The 18,586-nt window shown below is 32.3% G+C and carries 14 protein-coding genes and 1 tRNA gene; 9 read left to right on the top strand and 6 right to left on the bottom strand.

Annotated elements, in window-relative coordinates; all coding sequences use genetic code 11:
* Nucleotide 1: 1 nt before the first annotated feature.
* Entirely contained in the window at nucleotides 2-535 is a 534-nt protein-coding gene (locus VRU49_RS07285; RefSeq protein WP_330146120.1) for a hypothetical protein, read from the top strand.
* Here the strand turns inward: VRU49_RS07285 and tamL are convergent.
* Nucleotides 532-2,931 (bottom strand): translocation and assembly module lipoprotein TamL, encoded by a 2,400-nt coding sequence (gene tamL, locus VRU49_RS07280; protein ID WP_330146119.1) that lies wholly within the window; start codon nucleotides 2,929-2,931, stop codon nucleotides 532-534. The two genes, VRU49_RS07285 and tamL, sit on opposite strands and share 4 nt — an antisense overlap.
* On the opposite strand from tamL, the gene VRU49_RS07275 reads away from it, so the two are divergent.
* The 3 genes from VRU49_RS07275 (at nucleotide 2,916) to VRU49_RS07265 (ending at nucleotide 4,018) form a co-directional block, all read left to right on the top strand.
* Nucleotides 2,916-3,668: a TrmH family RNA methyltransferase gene (locus VRU49_RS07275; RefSeq protein ID WP_330146118.1), complete on the top strand. Its 753-nt coding sequence runs from the start codon at nucleotides 2,916-2,918 to the stop codon at nucleotides 3,666-3,668. The genes tamL and VRU49_RS07275 overlap by 16 nt on opposite strands.
* 72 nt (nucleotides 3,669-3,740) lie before the next feature.
* Nucleotides 3,741-3,814: transfer RNA gene (locus VRU49_RS07270), tRNA-Cys, on the top strand.
* A 30-nt stretch (nucleotides 3,815-3,844) separates the two neighbouring features.
* Entirely contained in the window at nucleotides 3,845-4,018 is a 174-nt protein-coding gene (locus tag VRU49_RS07265; protein WP_330146117.1) for a spore protein, read from the top strand.
* A gap of 69 nt (nucleotides 4,019-4,087) precedes the next feature.
* Here VRU49_RS07265 and VRU49_RS07260 read toward each other — a convergent pair whose 3' ends face one another.
* The gene (locus VRU49_RS07260) at nucleotides 4,088-5,116 is read right to left on the bottom strand and encodes a quinone-dependent dihydroorotate dehydrogenase (protein WP_330146116.1); all 1,029 of its coding nucleotides are present in this window, start codon (nucleotides 5,114-5,116) and stop codon (nucleotides 4,088-4,090) included.
* 149 nt (nucleotides 5,117-5,265) lie between these two features.
* On the opposite strand from VRU49_RS07260, the gene VRU49_RS07255 reads away from it, so the two are divergent.
* From VRU49_RS07255 to VRU49_RS07245, 3 genes are read left to right on the top strand one after another with little or no spacing between them, the layout of a single operon-like run.
* Nucleotides 5,266-7,173, top strand: a complete 1,908-nt coding sequence (locus VRU49_RS07255) for an ABC-F family ATP-binding cassette domain-containing protein (protein ID WP_330146115.1) — start codon at nucleotides 5,266-5,268, stop codon at nucleotides 7,171-7,173.
* A 2-nt stretch (nucleotides 7,174-7,175) separates the two neighbouring features.
* Nucleotides 7,176-8,438, top strand: coding sequence for a type IX secretion system plug protein (locus VRU49_RS07250; RefSeq protein WP_330146114.1), 1,263 nt, complete (start codon nucleotides 7,176-7,178; stop codon nucleotides 8,436-8,438).
* A 13-nt stretch (nucleotides 8,439-8,451) separates the two neighbouring features.
* A complete protein-coding gene (locus tag VRU49_RS07245; RefSeq protein ID WP_330146113.1) occupies nucleotides 8,452-8,973 on the top strand; it encodes an acyl-CoA thioesterase in 522 nt (173 codons plus the stop codon).
* Here the strand turns inward: VRU49_RS07245 and VRU49_RS07240 are convergent.
* The 3 genes from VRU49_RS07240 to holA form a co-directional block, all read right to left on the bottom strand.
* Nucleotides 8,963-9,370 (bottom strand): EVE domain-containing protein, encoded by a 408-nt coding sequence (locus VRU49_RS07240; RefSeq protein WP_330146112.1) that lies wholly within the window; start codon nucleotides 9,368-9,370, stop codon nucleotides 8,963-8,965. The two genes, VRU49_RS07245 and VRU49_RS07240, sit on opposite strands and share 11 nt — an antisense overlap.
* 212 nt (nucleotides 9,371-9,582) lie before the next feature.
* Nucleotides 9,583-12,087 (bottom strand): zinc-dependent metalloprotease, encoded by a 2,505-nt coding sequence (locus tag VRU49_RS07235; protein ID WP_330146111.1) that lies wholly within the window; start codon nucleotides 12,085-12,087, stop codon nucleotides 9,583-9,585.
* 160 nt (nucleotides 12,088-12,247) lie between these two features.
* Entirely contained in the window at nucleotides 12,248-13,258 is a 1,011-nt protein-coding gene (gene holA / locus VRU49_RS07230) for a DNA polymerase III subunit delta (RefSeq protein ID WP_330146110.1), read from the bottom strand.
* Nucleotides 13,259-13,333: 75 nt separating this feature from the next.
* Between holA and VRU49_RS07225 the strand changes: the two genes are divergently transcribed.
* The gene (locus VRU49_RS07225) at nucleotides 13,334-13,795 is read left to right on the top strand and encodes a type I restriction enzyme HsdR N-terminal domain-containing protein (RefSeq protein WP_330146109.1); all 462 of its coding nucleotides are present in this window, start codon (nucleotides 13,334-13,336) and stop codon (nucleotides 13,793-13,795) included.
* Here VRU49_RS07225 and VRU49_RS07220 read toward each other — a convergent pair.
* Nucleotides 13,790-16,411: a valine--tRNA ligase gene (locus tag VRU49_RS07220; protein WP_330146108.1), complete on the bottom strand. Its 2,622-nt coding sequence runs from the start codon at nucleotides 16,409-16,411 to the stop codon at nucleotides 13,790-13,792. The two genes, VRU49_RS07225 and VRU49_RS07220, sit on opposite strands and share 6 nt — an antisense overlap.
* Before the next feature lie 133 nt (nucleotides 16,412-16,544).
* Between VRU49_RS07220 and VRU49_RS07215 the strand changes: the two genes are divergently transcribed.
* Nucleotides 16,545-18,578, top strand: a complete 2,034-nt coding sequence (locus tag VRU49_RS07215) for a M13 family metallopeptidase (RefSeq protein WP_330146107.1) — start codon at nucleotides 16,545-16,547, stop codon at nucleotides 18,576-18,578.
* The last annotated feature ends 8 nt before the right edge of the window (nucleotides 18,579-18,586 follow it).

The raw sequence follows: 18,586 nt of genomic DNA, 5'->3' as shown, positions 1-18,586 counted from the left end.
TATGAAAAATTTGCTCCTTTTATTAATTTTTTTCTCTTCTTTTGGCTCAGCATTTTCTCAAAATACGGCTATTAATAACTTCATCATTAAGGAGAATTTATTAAAAAACAATAAAATAGCGGTTATTGCTGTCGACTCACTTAATGTACCGAATGAAGAAATAAATGGCTTGTATACATTTAGTTTCAGTGGTTTTACTGAATCATTAAATTTCAATAATGGAGTGGCAGTTGTTCCGCTTAAGATAGAAAAATCAACTTTTATTTATGTAAAGCACGAAAATGAATCGGGAACACATAGCAAACTAGTCTATGTTTATAAAAAAAATAACGACCTAACTCCATTTTCAGTTAACGGATGGTGGCTTTTTATTATCCCTTTAATTATAATTATCCTGGCATTTATGTTTAGGAAATTAATAATTTTTGCCGCTATTTTATTGATCGTATATTTCTATTTCAATTTCAGCAATGGATTAAGCTTGGGTACTTTATTTGAAACGTTTTTCGACGGATTAAAGAATCTTTTTAATTAAAAAGGCATTCCAATTCCAAAATTATACTGAATAAACCTATATCTTTCTGGACTATGGGTTAAATAATACGCATCTTTAAAATCTCGACCTCCTTTTAGGAAATCTCCAATTACCCATTGTTTGCCAGGTTGAAACTGAGGGTCTTTTAGTTTAAGTCCAACATCGAACCTAAAGATAAAATACTTTACATCATACCTTACTCCTGAGCCTATACCCAATGCAATTTGTGATCCAAGTTTATTAAAATTAAAAAAAGTTTCAGGGTTTGCGTTCGATTTACCAATATTCCACACATTACCCGCATCAACAAATGTGGCACCTTTTAATTGTCCGCCAAAAAATTTATTGATTAGTAAATATCTGTATTCCATATTGGCTTCAATTCTCATTTCTCCAAGTTGATCCAACCCATAAAATGTTCTTCTTAAAGAATCTGTAGGAATTATATCCCGATTATAATTTCCTGGACCCAGGGTACGTGCCTGCCATGCCCTAATACCGCCTGCACCACCTGCATAAAATAACTTTTCGAAAGGCATTGATCGCGAATTTCCGTATGCAATACCTGCACCTGCATTTAACCTTACAATAAATTGGTGATTTCCACCTAGAGATTTATAAACTCTAAAATCAAATTCTGGTCGAATGTATTGGTTATAAGGCAAACCAAAAACTGTTGAATATATGCCTTGAGTAGGATTTGATGAACTACCTCCTAACTTAGAAATAAGCCCTAATAAATTACCCGCAATATCTAAATTACCCCTAAAATAAACGAAGTTATTTAGCTGATTTAAACGGTTAAAGTTATAAGAGAAAGTATATTTTATTCCTAGTGTTAAGTCTTTTCTATCTAATAATTGAATATTATATGAATTTGCATTTAGAATAGCTTTTCCACTTACCGTATTCGTATCTAATAACAAATCGCCAAACCTATATTCAAAGTTTAATGGTGTTACAGAATGAAGCTTATTTTTAGTTTCAACCCAATCATATGAAATAGAATTCAAAAACACCCGACGTCTTGAAAAATCCTTTTGTAATGCAAAAAGATAACTTGTAGATATTGTAGTAAATGGCATACCATTTCTACCCATTGTACCTAAAGAAAAAGGTAACAATAATCGTGGAATAGTTAATTTGGTACTAACGGAGAAATCCCTTTGATAAACATCCTTAAAAAGTGACGTATTTTGGCCTATTCTACTTTGCAATCCGCCTTTTATTTGAAACTCAAATCTCTCTGCTCCTTTAAATAAATTATTATTTGTATAAGTATTACTAACCGAAAACCCTACAGATCCACTATTAAATGGCACCTCCCCTTCAATTCTATTACTCATTCGCTTTTGTGGAATTAGAGTAATAATTGGGTCTAAAGTATTAGAACTATCACTGGCTTTTAAATAATCTATTTTAACGTTTTTAAAGACATTTAATTCATAAAGTCTATCGTATGTTAATTTTTCTTTGTTAATATCGTAAACATCGCCTTTAAAAAGGAAATCATACTTTACAATAGGACCTCTTTTAAATCTTCCTGATAGATCTGTAAACCTAATCCCGTTTTGTAAATCATTACTCAACGTAGGCGTATCAACAAAGCCTTCAGAATTTGGAGCGATAAGAAAATCAGCATCACCAATATTAAAAACGGTATGTCGACTTTTATTCTTAGGGTTGTCTATTTGGAGGTTTAAATTCACTTTATAATTTTTCAAGGCAGAATCCACTTCGAAACTTATATAGGGTCTTAAAAAATCATAATACCCATTTCTTTTCATCATCTGATATATTTGTTCTACCTCGTGAGACAATGAATCTTCATCGAATTGCATACCTTCTTTTAGATTAGAAAAAAGTGCTTTCTCATCAAAATAGAGCGCTTTTACAACTGTATCTGGTATAGTAAAATCAATTTTATTTATTTGGTAAGGGATTCCGGGATTCGCTTTATAAATTATAGTTGCCTTTTTGTTTTCTACTTTAACTTCTGAACCAACTTTGGCATTAAAATAACCTTTACTTTTTAAGTATTTTTCTATTTGCGTTCTAGAAATCTCAACTAAAGTACTATCTAATATGGGTGGCGCAGAACCTAATTGTTTTATTCCTGATGTCTTATACTTACCATCTTTAGTATTAAACATATTATATATTAATACGTTAATACTCAATTTGGAAGCAGGCCTAATATCTTTTTGGACATAATCGTAAGCAGCTTCTTCGTATTGATTTTCAATACTATCGATTCTTACTTTTTTTACAATTGATTGGTATGGCTCAATATATTGAGTTGAAGAACAAGCAGCAAAAAAAACAATTATTATAAGTAATATTGCGTAAAATGGTAGGTTTGCGCTTAATAGTTTAGTATATGCTTTCAAAATCACAGATCAGTTTTATAAAATCGCTGCATCAAAAAAAATTCAGGAAGGAACATAATTTATTTATTGTGGAAGGTCTTAAATCGATCCAAGATTTCCTAAATACGTCCTTCAGTTTTCATAGTATTTACGCTACAACAGAATTAATAGATAATCTACCAAAACTTGCAACAAATATAAAGTTATTTGAAGTAAACAACGCTGAAATCAATAAGATAAGTACACTTCAAAATCCACAAGGTATTTTGGCGATACTTCATCAGCCTAATAACACCAAATTAGAGCCAAATGTTTATTCTAATCAATTAAATTTAGTATTAGACGGCATTCAAGATCCTGGAAATTTGGGCACCATAATTAGAACGGCCGATTGGTTTGGATTCAATAATATTATTTGTTCACTAGATACAGCCGATGTATTTAATCCAAAAACTGTACAGGCTAGTATGGGAAGTTTAAGTAGAATAAAAGTTTATTATACCAATATTGCAGAGTTTTTAAAAGATAAACCATGGGTTGGTGGTGCATTTTTAAATGGCGATAATATTTACAAAATGAATTGGCCAGAAAATGGATTCATTGTTTTAGGGAATGAAGGTCAGGGAATATCACAAGCTGTAGAAAAAACAATAACTCAAAAAATCACGATTCCAGGCCTCGGAATAACCGAATCATTGAATGTTGGAATAAGTACTGCGCTGTTTTGCAGTGAAATACGAAGAAATGCACTGATAAAAAAATAATATTTTTATTTGGTTATCTAATTATCTTGCATCCTAATTAATAATTTCATATTTTTGCAACCTTAATAAAATGGTCGAGTGGCCGAGTGGCTAGGCAGAGGTCTGCAAAACCTTGTACAGCGGTTCGAATCCGCTCTCGACCTCCAGATTTATTTAAATATAAAAGACTTCAAACCATGGCAGTTACAAGATTAAAAAGAAAAGACAGAAAAAATAAAACGGTTTCACGTCTTGAGGTGAAATTCTTAAAATTAGCAACAAACATTGAAAAAGGAAGCAGATCAGCACAATCTACTACTGATCAGTTGGCTAAAAACAATGCTATTTTAGCTGAATTAGCAAAAGCTTAATCTAAGAATAAAATTATTTTAAAGCATTTTCGATAATCGGAAATGCTTTTTTTATGCTCGAATTTTTATTTATATCAATGCTTTGCAAATATTTTTTACCAAACTTGGCCCTTGGTAAATAAAACCTGTATAAACTTGAACCAAACTTGCTCCAGCATTTAATTTTTCAATTGCATCTTCTGCAGTTTCTATTCCTCCCGCCCCGATTATAACAAAAGCTTTATTAGAACGCTCAGATAAATATCGAATAACTTCAGTTGATCTTTTAGTTAAGGGCTGTCCACTCACCCCACCCGCTTCATTCTTCAATTTTTCATCTGCCTTTAATCCCGACCTGTCTATGGTTGTATTGGTAGCAATTATACCATCAATTTTTGTTTCTAGTACAATTTCTACAATATCATTTAACTGCTCATTGGTTAAATCTGGGGCTATTTTAAGTAAAATAGGCTTTCTTTTTAAGAGCAATGCATTTTTCTGATTTAAGGTATTAAGAATTTCGGTTAAGGGACCTCTTTCTTGTAAAGCTCTTAATCCTGGAGTATTAGGCGAACTTACATTTACTACAAAATAATCCACAACATCATGCAACCTATCAAAACATTTAATATAATCCTCTACTGCTTGTTCATTTGGCGTATTTTTATTCTTGCCAATATTTCCACCAATAATAATCTTGGTGTTCTGGTTTCTTAATAATCTTAATCGCTCTGCTAAAGTATCGACCCCTTTATTATTAAATCCCATTCTATTTATTAAAGCCCTATCTTCAATTAACCTAAACATTCTGGGTTTATCATTTCCCGGTTGAGGCAATGGTGTAACCGTTCCAACTTCTATAAATCCAAATCCTAACGCACTTAATGGCTCAATATATTCTCCATTTTTATCAAATCCCGCAGCTAATCCCACTGGATTCCTAAATTTAATGCCCAGAACCTCCCGCTCCAATCTCTTATCTTCTATATCAAACCAACTCTTTAAAAGCGATTTACCAAAAGGAAAATGATCATAAAACCATTTTAATCTTTTAACTACAAAATAATGAGCATCTTCTGGATTAAGTTTGAAAAATAGGGGTTTGAACAAATTATACATGGAGCAAATGTACAATGATTTTTGTATTACTTATTGAATAAAAAGCTAAAAATACAGGTTAATTTTAAGTCTAAACTACTCCAATATTGGAAATTACGAACTCAAATTCGCATTTTATCCGTACTTTTGCACCGCAATAAAGTAAACACATGATTTCCATTAACGATTTAACTTTTCTAATTGGTTCCAGAGCATTATATGACGAAGCGAACTGGCATATAAAACCCGGAGATAGAGTGGGTTTAATTGGCGCAAATGGAACAGGAAAATCGACGCTGTTAAAAATTATTGTAGGAGAATATGCACCAACATCTGGTACAGTTTCTATGTCTAAAGATTTAAAAATTGGCTACTTAAACCAAGATTTACTTTCTTATGATTCTCATCTCCCTATTTTAAATGTAGCTATGGAAGCCTTTGAGCGCCAAAATCAGCTTCAAAAAGAAATTGATGAGCTATTAAAACAAATGGAAACCGATTATTCTGATGATATTCTTCAAAAATTATCAAATAAACAAGAAGAGTTTAGTGCATTAGATGGTTATAATATTGAATATAAAACGAACGAAGTACTAGCAGGTTTAGGTTTTAGTACCGAAGATCAATTAAGGCCATTAAATACATTTTCTGGTGGATGGAGAATGCGGGTAATGCTTGCGAAAATATTATTACAAGATCCTGATATTCTATTACTAGATGAGCCTACTAACCATATGGACTTACCGTCTATTAAATGGTTGGAAACGTATTTACAGAGCTTTGAAGGTGCAATTGTAATTGTTTCGCACGATAGATATTTCTTAGATAAAATTGTAAATAGAATTGTGGAGTCTAGAAAAGGTAAATTAACCAGTTATGCTGGAAATTATAGTTTTTACCTTGAAGAAAAAGCATTAAGAAGTGAAATTCAACGTGGGGAGTTTAAAAATCAACAAGCGAAAATAAAACAAGAAGAACGCTTAATTGAGCGTTTTAAAGCCAAGGCCAGTAAGGCAAAAATGGCACAATCTAGGATTAAAGCACTCGATAAACTTGAAAGAGTTGAAGATGTAGATGACGATAACCCTACTGTAAACTTTAGCTTTAAATTCACCAAAACATCTGGAAGACATGTGGTTAGATTAGAAAATGTAACCAAAAGTTATCCTAATGTAGATATTTTGGATAATGCAGAGGCTACCATTGAAAAAGGCGATAAAATTGCTTTAATTGGAGCGAACGGTAAAGGTAAATCTACCCTATTAAGAATAATAGCAGGAACAGAAACCTTTAAAGGAAAAGTTGAAACTGGACATAATGTAACAACCACGTTTTTTGCACAGCATCAGCTTGAATCCTTGCATTTGGATAATTCTATTTTAGAAGAGCTACAAGCTTTTGCACCGAAACATTCGGATACTGAATTGAGATCGCTTTTGGGTTGCTTTTTGTTTACGGGAGACGATGTATTTAAAAAAATTAGGGTATTATCTGGTGGAGAGAAGTCGCGCGTGGCATTAGCTAAATCATTAACTACTGATTCTAACTTTTTAATTTTAGATGAGCCTACGAACCACTTAGATATTCAGTCGGTAAATATTTTAATTCAAGCATTACAACAATACGAAGGAACTTTTATTTCAGTTTCCCACGATAGATATTTTTTAGATTCAGTAGCTAATAAAATATGGTTTATTGAAGAAGAAAAAATAAAAGAATACCCAGGAACTTATGCAGAATTTGAAGTTTGGAACAGTAAAAGAGTAATTCCACCTTCAAAATCAATCCCAGTAGTTCCTACAAAAAAAGAAGAAAAAAAGCCTGTAAATACGAATGCTGACAACAAGCAACAGCTTAAAAAATTAAATCAGGATTTGTCTAAACTAGAAAGTTTAATTGAAGAATTAGAAAAAGCCATAAAGGAAAAAGAAGCCGAAATGGCAGATCCTGAAATTTTCAACAATCAAGATAAATTATCTTTAATTAACAATGCTTATATTTCAGATAAATCTGCCTTAGAAAAAGCACAACAAGATTGGGAAACGCTTGCAGAAGAAATTATGAACTTAGAAGCGTAAATATGATTAGAATGATTTTATTTTTCGGAATGATTTTGTTTTGGACAAAAAGTAATGGCCAACAAAATCCTTCTATCCAGGAAAATAAAATTTTTAAAAACACCATTCTATCGGTACAGGCTTATAATAGCAATAATGAAGAATCAATTCCTGTTATTCAATTAAATAATGGAGAAGAAATAATTATTGAGTTTGATGAGCTGGGTAGAGCTAATTCAAATTATCAGTATTCTATAGAACATTGTACCTCTGATTGGAAAATTTCTCCCATTTCTAAATTAGATTATTCAGGCGGATTTACATCAGATAGAATTTCAGATTATAAGCTTTCGTTCAATACATTAACAAAATACACGCATTATAAATTCAATTTCCCAAATACTCGTATTATACCAAAAATAGCTGGCAATTATATCGTTAAAGTTTTTGAAAGCGGAAAAGAGAAAAACCCAGTGTTTACTCAAAGAATTTATATCACCAACAATATTGCTACTGTAAATATTGATATTACCCCTAGTGAACAAGTAAATAAAAGAAATACACATCAAAAAGTAAATGTTAATTTATCGCATAATTTCCCGATTTCAAATCCTAATACAGATTTAAAAGTGGTTATAATGCAAAATTTTAACGCTTTAACTGCTAAATCGTTTACCCAACCTACTTATATTAGAAATAATTCATTAATCTATAATGATATGATAATGAACGATTTTCCGGGTGGTTCTGAATTTAGAAAATTTGATATTAGATCGTTAAGATTTAAAGGTATAAATGTTCAAGATATATTTAGAGATTCTACCAATAGAGTAATTTTAGTGGTGGATGATGCTAATTCTAGATTTAGATACACTTCGCAATTTGATGAAAATGGCAACTTTTTTATTCAAAATCAGGATGGAAGAAATCCAAAAATAGATGCAGATTATGTAAATGTATATTTTAGGCTAAAAACTGTTAAACCAGAACCAAATGTGAGAATTTATGTAATTGGTAGATTTAACAACTATGCATTAACTAACCAAAACGAGCTAAAATATGACCTACAAAGCCAATCTTATTTTGGTAATATTTTATTAAAACAAGGCTTATATGATTATAAATATTTGTGGGTAAAAGATGCTCAATTAGCAGATGAAAATCCGATTGAGGGAAACTTTTATGAAACAGAAAATACTTATCAAGTATTTTTTTACTACACAAAGCCAGGATCCCGATGGGAAGAACTTATTTCTTATAGCAACGTAAACACCACAAAACGTTGAATTTAATTTAAAAATGAAAGTAAAACATAAACACCCAGCTGATTCGTTGACAGTAATGAACGAATTGGTATTACCGAACGATACAAATACATTAAATAATTTAATGGGAGGTCGCTTATTACATTGGATGGATATTGCAGCAGCTATTTCTGCTCAGAAACATAGTAATAGAATTGTGGTAACAGTATCTGTGGATAATGTTTCGTTTAAACAACCTATAAAATTAGGCGATGTAATTACCATAGAGGCAAAAGTTACTCGTTCGTTTAATACTTCGATGGAAGTAAGGCTTGATGTGTGGGCAGAAAATATACCTACAGGAACCAGACAAAAAAGCAACGAAGCTTATTATACATTCGTTGCTGTAGATCAAAGCGGAAGTACGATTCCAGTTCCAGAAATTCTACCTCAAACTCCTGAAGAACAAGAATTATTTGATGCAGCTTTAAGAAGAAGACAATTGCGTCTAATTTTAGGCGGCAAGATGCATCCAGATGATGCAAAAGAGTTAAAAGCCTTATTTTTTAAGGATTAGATAACTCTAAAATTCTGTCGAATTCTTCTCGTTTTATCGGCATTACAGAAAGACGACTTTGTTTAATTAAAGAAATATTTTTAAGCAAATCGTCTTTTTTTATTTGTTCTAAAGTAACCGGATTTTTTAAGCTTTCTACTGGAGAAATATTAACCACTACCCAATTAGGATCTTCGGTTGTTGGGTCTTGATAAAATTCCTTTACCACCTTTGTGACTCCGACAACTTCTTTTCCAATATTGCTATGATAAAAAAGCACTAAATCGCCTTTTTTCATTTCACGCAAATTATTTCTTGCCTGATAATTTCTTACTCCATCCCAAAAAGTTTCTCCGTCCTGAAGCATACGCTCCCAACTGTATTTATTAGGTTCTGATTTTACTAACCAATGATTCATATTTATACTTTAAAAATGCAAAGATAGGGAAAGTTGAGGTGGTAAAAATAGTTAATTAAAATATGGATAATTTCTTACAATTCGTTTCTAATAAATCTTAGAACACCTGAAAATAAAGCCTAAATTTTCAATAATAAGGTGCTTTTTTGAAAAATAATAGCAAAAAAAATCCCCGAATATTCTTCGGGGATTTTTATATAGTTTAAAACTGATTATTTTTTATCTAAAGCAGTCTCAATTTTATCAGATAAATCTTCCAAATGGAATTTAGATCTTGAATCGCCTTGAGCAGCAGTAGCACTCTTAATCTTAGCATTTAAAGCTTTTAATTGGCCTTTTGCGTACGACTGAGCATCACCTAAAGCAACACTAGTTGGGCGTCCGAAACCAGTAGTTGCAGTTGCAGCAGCAGGAGCTGGATAAGCAACAGCAATTAATTTATCTACATAAGATTTTTGAAGATTCCTACGATATAAATCAATAGGACCATTAGTTTTTAGCTCAGAGAAAATTGAATTTTCCATATCTGCAAAGAAATCACTGATTTTATAAGCAGCAGAACCATCAGCTAATTCACCGTTTATTAATTTAGTAAGTGTATTTGCGCCTAATAAACGAGACATAGTAGGGTTTTGCAATGAATGAATAACATCTAAAGCATTTTCTCCAGTTTTGTCTAACATATTTTGATCAATAATCCATGTTGGTGTTTTAAACAACTGAGCATCTAAGAATGCCATAGCCTCACGTTGTTTAGCTGCAGGAGTACGCTCATAAATATTACCAGCTTGTTCTAAAGTTTTTGGCGTTTCCATTAAACCACCAATATTCTTATTAACATGGCCCATATATCTACCAAACTGACCTCTTAATTGAGTGTACATGTTTTTTAAGTTATCGTAACCTTCGTTCTTAGTTTTAGTCCACTCCGGTAAGTTTTTAATAATTGCTTGTAAGTTTTTAATACCATAAGTACTAGCAACCATTGCATTATCAGATAAATCTTCACTTTGTGAACGTGGATCATCTGGATTACTTTCAGTACCGAACCATAAGAATGGATTTTTAGAAGCTTCTACAACTCTAGCGTTAATTTTTGATTGATCATCAATATTTTCTTTGTTGTAAATTCTATATCCCCAATCAATAGACCACTCATCATAAGCACCTACTCTAGGGAATAAACCTTTAGGCCCGATTTTATCTTCTGGCTGAGCAACATAATTGAAACGTGCATAATCCATCATAGAAGGAGTATGTCCATTAGCTTCAACCCATGCTTTATCTCTTAATTTTTCTACAGGAACAGTAGAACTAGAACCGTGGTTATGTCTTAAACCAAGTGTATGTCCAACTTCGTGAGCAGAAACAAAACGGATTAACTCACCCATTAAGTCCTCATCTAATTCCATTTTACGAGCTCTTGGATCAACATTCGCAGTTTGAATGAAATACCAATCACGCAATAAGCTTTGAATATTGTGGAACCAGTTAATATGTGATTCTAATATCTCACCTGATCTTGGATCTGAGGTGCTTGGTCCACTTGCATTTTGAACTTCAGAAGGTTTATAAACAATAACTGAATTTCTAGCATCGTCTATACTCCATGTTGGATCTTGTTGAGGAGTTGGCGCTTCTTTGCCGATAATTGCATTTTTAAAACCAGCTTTTTCAAACGCTTTTTGCCAATCATTTACCCCTTGAATTAAATATTTAACCCATTTCTTAGGTGTAGCAGGGTCGATATAAAAAACGATAGGTTTCATCGGTTCTACTAACTCCCCGCGTAAATATTTAGCCATATCCTGAGGTTTAGGCTCTAATCTCCAACGTTTAGCTAAAGAAATTTCTTTTACACCTTGAGGATTTGCATCAAAATCAGTATAACCTACTGTAAAATAAGCTACACGTGGATCAAATAATCTAGGCTTCATCGGAACTTTAGGTAATAATACCATTGAAGCTTTTAATTCTAATGTACCAAAACCTGAAGCAGCACCAGCAGGAGCTCCACCAGTAGCAGGGGCAGCAGCTAAGGCATAAGTTTTAACCGCAGAAATATCAACATTACCTGGGAAAGATTTCACATCAGTAATATAACTTCTATCAGCTTGTTGTGCACCTAATCTAGCTCTAGTTTTAGCTGCTGGTGAACTGAAATATAAAATTTCATTATCAGAATTAATATATGTAGTTACATCAATAACTGATGCATCTTTCGCATTAGTGAAAGCTGAAATATTAAACGATGCAGCAATAGCTTGGATGTTATTGCGTTGTACGTTTTGATACATTGAGCTTGTGCTATCTGGACTATAAACTCTGTAAGATACTTTTCTTAAAAATACTTTATTGTTTGGTCCTTTCTCAAATCTAATAACATTGCTATTGATTTGATCTCCAGAATAAGTTTGTGCAGCACGTAAATCAGCACTAGATTTAGAAATACGTGTAATTACAAGAATATCTCTTCCTAATAATGAATCAGGAATTTCAAAGAAATATTTATCATCAATTTTGTGGGTAGTAAACATTCCTCTTTGGGTTACAGCTTTGTCTGTAATGACAGCTGAATAGGCTTTTGGTTGTGTAGAAGCCGCCGCAGATGCCCCAGGAGGAACTGCACCACCAGCACGACGCGTAGTGTCGGTTTGTGCCATACTTAATGTAGCACTACCCACAGCTAACGCCATTAGCAATAGTTGTTTTTTCATTCTATTTAATTGTTAAAAATTTGTTATTTGGTTTAGGTTTAAGCTTCAAAATTAAAAAGCTTAATTTTTTTAGGTAACATACTTATTATCTAATTCGTTAAATATAGATAATATTCATCTTAAATTATAGGCTGATTTTAATAACTTTCACGTTACATTCCTAATGAAGAATCTTAAAAATAAGCTCCTTTAATAGCAATCCATCACTAACATTTCCAGAACTATCTACCCCCTTACTTTTTATATCGCACTCCCTTAAATAGCTGATGATCTGAATAACTTTCTGGGGCGGATAATTTCTAGCTGCGATATCATAATCTTTAAGAAAATAGGGATTTACACCCAACTCTTTAGCTGCATTTCCTTTATTTGGCAAGGCGTGGTATTTTAATAATTTAGTGAAATATGCATTTAGATTTGCCAAAACAACCACCATGGGGTTCGACTTTGGATTATCTGCAAAATATTGAATAATTTGATTGGACTTTAATGGATCTCTTTTAGCTAAAGCATTTTGTAATTCAAAAACATTATAATCCTTACTAATTCCAATGTTTTCTTGAATATGATCTGAATTAATAATTGTTCCCTTTGCAATGTTTAACAACATTTTATCTGTTTCATTAGCAATTTTAGATAAATCAGAACCTAAATATTCTGCCATCAATAAAGCCGCTTGGGGTGCAATCTGGGCGCCTTTAGATTTTATTAATTCTTCAATCCAAGGTGCTAATTTATAATCCTTAATCGGCTCAGATAAAAAAGTTTGTCCCGATTTATCAATATGCTTATATAGTTTTTTTCGCTTATCATAATTACCGTATTTATAAGCTAGAACTAATATTGTGCTTGCAAAAGGCTTTTCAAAATAAGCCAAAACGTGCTCATTTTCTTCTTCTTTACCCCATTTTAAATCTTGTGCTTCTTTTACAATTACCAATTGATACTCCGACATCATTGGATAACGTTTAGAAGCATTTAGAATGGTACTCATATCGGTATCTTTACCATACAATACCGTTAAATTAAAACCCTTTTCAGCATCTGTTAAAACAGTTTGCTCTAATAAATCAGTGATTTGATCTATAAAGTAAGGTTCTTCTCCATGTAATAAATAAACCGGCTTAAATTTTCGCGCTTTTATCTCTTTTGAAAGCTCTGTTATTGTCATGCTCAAATGTAGCCGATTGAAAATTAAATTCCGACTTAAGATTGAAATTCTTTCACTAAATTTTAGATTTGCAATATGGCATTTACTCCTACTGCTTTAACCCTTCCCTTCTACCCTTTTAAATTAACCCAAAAGTTAGGGCAGTATTATATTTTCGATGAAATTCGAAAAAAACAAATTTTACTCACACCCGAAGAATGGGTTCGACAACATTTTATTCAATTCCTGATAAACGAGAAAAAATTCCCAAAATCGCTTATTCAAGTTGAAGGAGGATTAGTTTTAAATGCTTTACAGAAGCGAACCGATATATTGGTTTACAACTTAAAAGGCGAAAAATTAATGATAATAGAATGTAAAGCACCTAGCATCAAGCTAAATCAGGAAGTCTTTGATCAAGCTGCAAGGTATAATTTAGTGCATAAAGCGCCCTATTTAGCTATAACCAATGGCCTTTCTCACTTTTACGCGTCTATTAACCATTTAGAAGGTAAGGCAACTTTTATGGAAGAGCTACTGCCCTTCCATGAATTATAAGTTTAAAGCTTTTATACTTTGTTCTATTAACGCGATTTTAGATTCAGCATCTGCCTTTTTATTTCGCTCATTTTCTATGATAGATGCTTTTGCATTCTGAACAAATTTCTCATTATTCAGTTTTGCATTTACGCTTTTTAGAAATCCTTGATAATAAACCAATTCATCATTCAATTTTTCCAATTCAGCCGCTTTATCTATTTCAATTTCTAAAGGAACTAAAAACTCGTCCTTACCGACAAAAAATCCGATACCATTTGGCAAATTATTAGTTATGGTAAGTTCGTTTAAATTACCCAACTGCTTAATTACATTTTCCCAAATAGCGAATAAATTTTCTGAATGAGGCTTAATGAATAAATCCAATGTTGTTTTTGGAGAAATCTGTTGTTTGTTTCTTAAATTTCTAATTTCAGAAATAATTGCTTTAACAGCTTTTCCTTGATTTAATATTTCATTTTCAAATTCTGCTGAAACAGGATAGCTCGCTACAATACAAAAATCATTTTCCCCTCTTGTTTTAAATAAATCGTTATGCCATAATTCTTCTGTAATGAATGGCATAAATGGGTGTAATAATTTTAAAATCGATTCAAAAAACTCAACAGTTTGAGCATGCGTTTCGGCATCAATTGGCTGTTGGTAAGCTGGTTTTACCATTTCTAAATACCACGCACAGAAATCGTCCCAAACCAATTTATAGGTGGCCATTAAGGCTTCAGATAATCTATAATTATTGAAGTTTTCCTCAATCTCCTTTAAGGCTTCATTAAATCTATTTTTAAACCAAAGAATAGCAGTTTGGTTGGTATTTGATAAATTATTATCAACCTCCCAACCTTTCACTAATCTAAAGGCATTCCAAATTTTATTAGCAAAATTTCTTCCTTGTTCAATATAACTTGCATCGAACATTAAATCGTTACCAGCGGGCGAACACAATAGCATGCCCACACGAACACCATCAGCACCATATTCTTCTATTAATCCAATTGGATCTGGAGAATTGCCTAAAGATTTAGACATCTTTCTACCCAATTTATCTCTAACAATTCCGGTTAAATAAACATTATTAAAAGGTTTTTTTCCTCTAAATTCATGCCCGAACATAATCATTCTTGCAACCCAGAAAAACAAAATTTCTGGAGCGGTAACCAAATCATTAGTAGGGTAATAATAATTTATGTCTTTATTGTTAGGGTCTTTTAAACCATCGAAAACCGTAATAGGCCATAATCCAGAAGAAAACCATGTATCTAATACATCATCTTCTTGTCTTAGATCAGCTAATTTTAAGTCAGGATTTTTTAACAAAGCCTTTTCTAAGGCTTGTTCTGCTGTTTTGGCAACAACAAAACTGCCATCAGGTAAATACCAAGCTGGTATTCTTTGTCCCCACCACAATTGTCTACTTATATTCCAATCCCTAACATTTTCCATCCAATGTTTATAGGTATTGATAAATTTTTCTGGGATTAACTTAATCTCACCATTTAGCACATCATCTAACGCAGGTTTTACCAAATCGTCCATTTTGCAAAACCATTGCATAGACAATCTTGGTTCAATTACCGCATCAGTTCGTTCAGAAAAACCAACTTGAGATTTATAATCTTCAATTTTCGATAAGTTACCAGACTCTTCTAATAATTTTGCAATTTTCTTTCTAGCGATTGAGCGATCTTCACCCACCAAAATTTCTGCCTTTTCATTTAAAGTTCCGTCGTCATTTAAAATATCTATAACTGGAAGATTATGTCTCATTCCTATTTCATAATCATTTAAATCGTGAGCTGGTGTTACTTTTAAACAACCCGTTCCAAATTCCATATCAACATAGCTGTCTTCTATAATTGGAATTTTTCTATTTATGAGCGGAATAATTACACTTTTTCCCTTAAGCGCGCTAAAGCGTTCATCAAGTGGATTAACACAAATAGCTGCATCGGCCATAATTGTTTCTGGACGCGTTGTTGCTACTGTTAAAAAATCTGAAGTACCCTCTACTTGATAATTTATATAATAAAGCTTTTGTTGAACTTCCTTTCTAATAACCTCTTCGTCTGAAACAGCTGTTTTACCAGAAGGATCCCAATTAATCATCCTTACACCCCTATAAATCAAACCTTTTTCATACAAATGAATAAAAGTATCGATTACGGAGTCAGATAGATCGTCTTCCATTGTAAAACGTGTTCTATCCCAATCGCAGCTAGCACCTAATTTTTTAAGTTGTTCTAAAATTATACCGCCATATTTTTCTTTCCACTCCCATGCATATTTTAGAAATTCTTCCCTTGTTAAATCAGATTTATTGATACCTCTTTCTTTTAACATGGCAACTACTTTTGCTTCAGTTGCAATAGAGGCATGATCTGTACCAGGTACCCAACATGCATTTTTACCCAACATTCTTGCCCTTCTAATTAATACATCTTGGATAGTATTATTAAGCATATGCCCCATGTGTAAGACTCCGGTTACGTTTGGCGGAGGAATTACGATCGTATAAGGTTCTCTTTCATCCGGTTCCGAATGAAAAAATCCTTTAGACATCCAAAGGCTATACCATTTATTTTCAGAAGATTGTGGCTCGTATTTTGTAGTTAAATTCATGTTATTTAATAGAATCGCAAATCTAATGATTTCAAATTCCTTACAAAAATTTAAATACTTAGAATTTGTCGATATTTAATATAGAAAATTTCGATTAAATAAATTATTATTGTAGTACACAATCCCTAAACCAATGAACATAAAATTAACAAGGTGTATATTATTCTGTGCATTGATCTTTCTAATTAGCTCGAATTTCACTTTTGCACAAAATAAAAAGTACTTAGATACAGAAAACATGGATTTAGGCGTAGATCCAGGTGATGATTTTTATACTTATGCAAGTGGAAAATGGATAAAAAACAATCCAGTTCCTTTAAAAGAAACTCGTTGGGGTACTTTTAATCAATTAAGAGAATTTAACGTTCAAGCTGTGAGAGATATTGTTGAAGAAGCAGCATCTAGTACAGCTCCAGCAGGCACTATATTAAAAAGAGTAGGCGATTTTTATGCAGCTGCCATGGATAGTTTAACCATAGAAAGATTGGGTTATTCCCCTATAAAAGATCATTTAAGAGAGGTTGATCAAATTAAAAGCATTGAGCAATTACTAAATCACGCTGCTAAGATCAAAGTAGAAGGATTAGGAACTGCTTTTTTTGGTTTAAACGTTGGTATCGACAGAAAAAACGTAAATTTTTACGTCGTAAATTTATCTCAAGGAGGAACTACATTATCTGATAGGGATTATTACCTTAAAAATGATTCTAGAAGCACAATTATAAGAAGTTCATATATAGAATACGCTAAAAAATTATTTGAATTATCTGGTTCAAATAGTATGGAAGCAGCCATGAAGGCGATGGTTATAATTAGATTAGAAACAAGTTTGGCGGACAAACAATTTTCTAGATTAGACCTTAGAGATCCTTATAAAACCTATAATAAATTTTCTATTGAAGAATTAAATAAGTTAACCCCATCAATAAAATGGGATCTTTTGCTTTCCAAATATTTAATTAATGATCAAGACTCTATTTTAGTTAATTCTCCTGCATATTTTAAAGGTTTAAATCAGTTGCTATCTTCCTATAGTTTAGAAGATTGGAAAACTTACTTAAAATGGAATATTTTAAAAAATGCTGCCCCTAACTTGAGTAGTCCGTTTGTAAATGCCAATTTTAAATTTGAGCAGGTTCAAACTGGACAAAAATTACAAACCCCACGCTGGCAAAGAATGTCGGCCTTAACCGACAGAACTTTAGGGGATTTACTAGGCCAACTTTATATAGCTAGATACTTTAAAGAAGATTCTAAAGCAAGAATGGATGTTTTAGTTAGTAATTTAATAAAGGCATTTGAGATTAGAATTAAAAACTTAGACTGGATGAGTCCCGCAACTAAGGAACAAGCGTTGGCTAAATTGGCAACTTTTACTCCTAAAATTGGATATACAGATAATTGGAAAAATTATGATGGTTTAGAGATTAAAAGAAATACATATTTCGAAAATCTAAAAAATGCTGCCATGTTCACTTATAGAGATAATATAATGAAATTGGGGCAACCAGTTGATAGGTCAAGATTTGGAATGACTCCTCCTACTGTGAATGCAAGTTACAATGCAACATTGAATGAAATTCAGTTTCCTGCAGGGATTTTACAATTTCCATTTTTCGATCCCAATGCAGATGATGCTGTAAATTATGGTGGAATTGGTGCAGTTATTGGACACGAAATTTCTCATGGTTTTGATGATTCTGGTAGTCATTACGATAAAGATGGTAATCTTAAAGATTGGTGGACTGAAGAAGACAGAAAAAAATTTATTGAAAAAACTGATCTATTGGTAAAGCAATATGATAATTATGTGGTATTAGATACTTTCAGAGTTCAAGGAAGATATACACTTGGCGAAAATATTGGTGATTTAGGTGGATTGAACGCTGCATTTACAGCTTTTAAGATGACCGATCAGTATAAAAATAATGAGATGATTGATGGGTTTACACCTGCTCAACGATTTTTCTTAAGCTGGGCACAAATATGGAGAGGTAATATTTTACCAGAAAATGCATTACAGCTTATAAAAACAGACACCCACTCTCCCGGACCATACAGAACTATTGGTCCATTAGTAAATATGGATGAATGGTATGAAGCATTCGATATAAAACCTACCAACAAGCTTTATAAAAAACCAGAAGAAAGAATAAAGATTTGGTAATAAAAAAA

Source organism: Pedobacter flavus, from assembly GCF_036324285.1.
GTDB classification, from domain to species: domain Bacteria; phylum Bacteroidota; class Bacteroidia; order Sphingobacteriales; family Sphingobacteriaceae; genus Pedobacter; species Pedobacter flavus.
The sequence above is the reverse complement of the archived record's forward strand: the minus strand, read 5'-3'. Positions and strand labels throughout refer to the sequence as shown.

Bases quoted from the DNA above. Each gene is read 5' to 3' on its own strand.
- VRU49_RS07285 (WP_330146120.1), top strand. From the start codon at position 2: ATGAAAAATTTGCTCCTTTTATTAATTTTTTTCTCTTCTTTTGGCTCA.
- VRU49_RS07275 (WP_330146118.1), top strand. From the start codon at position 2,916: ATGCTTTCAAAATCACAGATCAGTTTTATAAAATCGCTGCATCAAAAA.
- VRU49_RS07265 (WP_330146117.1), top strand. From the start codon at position 3,845: ATGGCAGTTACAAGATTAAAAAGAAAAGACAGAAAAAATAAAACGGTT.
- VRU49_RS07260 (WP_330146116.1), bottom strand. From the start codon at position 5,116: ATGTATAATTTGTTCAAACCCCTATTTTTCAAACTTAATCCAGAAGAT.
- VRU49_RS07255 (WP_330146115.1), top strand. From the start codon at position 5,266: ATGATTTCCATTAACGATTTAACTTTTCTAATTGGTTCCAGAGCATTA.
- VRU49_RS07250 (WP_330146114.1), top strand. From the start codon at position 7,176: ATGATTAGAATGATTTTATTTTTCGGAATGATTTTGTTTTGGACAAAA.
- VRU49_RS07245 (WP_330146113.1), top strand. From the start codon at position 8,452: ATGAAAGTAAAACATAAACACCCAGCTGATTCGTTGACAGTAATGAAC.
- VRU49_RS07240 (WP_330146112.1), bottom strand. From the start codon at position 9,370: ATGAATCATTGGTTAGTAAAATCAGAACCTAATAAATACAGTTGGGAG.
- VRU49_RS07235 (WP_330146111.1), bottom strand. From the start codon at position 12,087: ATGAAAAAACAACTATTGCTAATGGCGTTAGCTGTGGGTAGTGCTACA.
- holA (WP_330146110.1), bottom strand. From the start codon at position 13,258: ATGACAATAACAGAGCTTTCAAAAGAGATAAAAGCGCGAAAATTTAAG.
- VRU49_RS07225 (WP_330146109.1), top strand. From the start codon at position 13,334: ATGGCATTTACTCCTACTGCTTTAACCCTTCCCTTCTACCCTTTTAAA.
- VRU49_RS07220 (WP_330146108.1), bottom strand. From the start codon at position 16,411: ATGAATTTAACTACAAAATACGAGCCACAATCTTCTGAAAATAAATGG.
- VRU49_RS07215 (WP_330146107.1), top strand. From the start codon at position 16,545: ATGAACATAAAATTAACAAGGTGTATATTATTCTGTGCATTGATCTTT.